Genomic DNA, 1,981 nt, shown 5'->3' with positions numbered 1-1,981 from the left:
ATTCGTCCGCGATGGTCAGCCCGTAGCCAGACTTGACCTCGACGGTGGCCGTGCCCTCGGCCAGCAGCGCGTCCAGGCGCGGCAGCGCCGATGCGACCAGCTCATCCTCGGTCGCCGCGCGGGTTGCCGTGACGGTGGACAGGATGCCGCCCCCTGCCCGCGCGATCTCCTCGTAGCTGGCGCCCTGCAGGCGCATCTCGAACTCGCGCGCGCGGTCGCCGCCGAAGACCAGGTGCGTGTGGCAGTCGATCAGCGCGGGCGTGACCAGGCGGCCGCCCATGTCCTCGCCCTCCGCCTCGCCCTCGCCCAGGGCGGCGATGCGGCCGTTCTCGATCCGCAGCCACCCGCGCTCGATCAAGCCGTAACCCTCGCCTGTCAGCGTCACGAGGCGGGCGTTGGCAAGGGTGAGGGCGGAGGGAGGGGGGGGCGGCATGTGACCTCGCGATTCTGGCTTGCGTTGGCTTGTTTATGTCTGCACATAATGACGCCTGTCAACGGGGCGCATCAACAGGCGGGAACGGGCAATGCCGGCGATATGGGCAAGACGGGCGCTGCTGCCCGCGGGATGGGAAACGCAGGTCGCGGTCTTCGTCGGAGAGGACGGGCGCATCGCCGCGGTCGAGCGCGGCACGGCCCCGCCCCCCGGCGCCACCGTGGTCGAGACCCTGCTGCCCGCGCCCGCCAACCTTCACAGCCATGCCTTTCAGCGGGCGATGGCGGGGCTGACCGAACGGCGCGGCCCCGATCCGAAGGACAGCTTCTGGACCTGGCGGCGGCTGATGTATCGCTTCCTCGACCAGCTGACCCCCGAGGATATCGAAGCCATCGCCGCCTTCGTGCAGATGGAGATGCTGGAGGCCGGCTATGCCACCAACGTCGAATTCCACTACCTGCACCACGACAGCGGCGGGCGGCCCTATGCCGACCTGGCGGAGATGTCGGGCCGGATCGCAGCGGCAGCCGAACAGACGGGCATCGGCCTGACGCTGCTGCCGGTGCTGTATCAATGGGGCGGGCTCGACCGCCGGGCGCTGGTGTCCGGGCAGGACCGCTTCGGCAATACGCCCGAGCGCTTCGCCCGCCTTGTCGAGGGCGCGCAGGGCCATGTGGCGCGGCTCGGAGCGGACAGCCGCATCGGCATCGCCCCCCACAGCCTGCGCGCGGTGGACGGTGACGGGCTTGCGGCCGCGCAGGCGCTGGCGGGGGACGGCCCGATCCACATGCACCTGGCCGAGCAGGCCGCCGAGGTGGACGAGGTTCTGGCCACCACCGGCCGCCGTCCGGTCGAATGGCTGCTGGAAAACCTGGCCGTCGATCAACGCTGGTGCCTGATCCACGCGACCCAGATGACGCCCGGTGAAACCGTGGCCCTTGCCCGCAGCGGCGCGGTGGCGGGGCTGTGCCCGATCACCGAAAGCAGCCTGGGCGACGGCATCTTCGACGGCGTGCGCTGGACGGATGCGGGCGGCGCCTTCGGCATCGGGTCCGACAGCAACATCCGCATCGCGCTGTCCGAGGAACTGCGGACGCTCGACTATTCGCAGCGGCTGCGCGACCGTTCGCGCGCGGCGCTGGCCAGTGCCGACCGTTCAACCGGCCGCGTGCTGTTCGAGGGCGCGGCCAGGGGCGGCGCGCAGGCGGCAGGGCGCGGGGCGGGCGCCATCGAACCGGGCCTCTGGGCCGATCTCATGGCGCTTGGCGACCTGGGCCCCGACGGCGTTGGCCGCGGGGACGACACCCTGCTGGACACCTGGATCTTCGCCAGGGACGATCGCGACGTGACCGACACCTGGTCGGCGGGGCGCCACCTCGTCGCGGACGGGCGTCACATCCACCGCGCGCCGATCACCGCGGCCTACGCCCGCACCCTGCAGCGGCTGAGGCAGGCGATATAGCCCGGACCCCGGCAGGCGGTTCAATAGCGCGTCGTCATCCTGTAGCCACGGTGGTAAAGCAGCCGGACAAAGGTGACGGACTCTCC

Annotated in this window: 1 protein-coding gene and 1 pseudogene; one reads left to right on the top strand and one right to left on the bottom strand. The window is 71.3% G+C overall.

Translation table 11 applies throughout. The annotated features are described in order from the left end of the window. Positions 1–433: pseudogene (locus tag Q4F04_RS15715) on the bottom strand (imidazolonepropionase); the annotation flags it as partial. Between the two features lie 91 nt (positions 434–524). On the opposite strand from Q4F04_RS15715, the gene Q4F04_RS15710 reads away from it, so the two are divergent. Continuing rightward, a complete protein-coding gene (locus Q4F04_RS15710) occupies positions 525–1,895 on the top strand; it encodes a formimidoylglutamate deiminase (protein ID WP_303370722.1) in 1,371 nt (456 codons plus the stop codon). Positions 1,896–1,981 lie beyond the last annotated feature (86 nt).

Source organism: Paracoccus sp. (in: a-proteobacteria), assembly GCF_030536915.1.
Classification (GTDB): Bacteria; Pseudomonadota; Alphaproteobacteria; order Rhodobacterales; family Rhodobacteraceae; genus Paracoccus.
The sequence above is the reverse complement of the archived record's forward strand: the minus strand, read 5'-3'. Positions and strand labels throughout refer to the sequence as shown.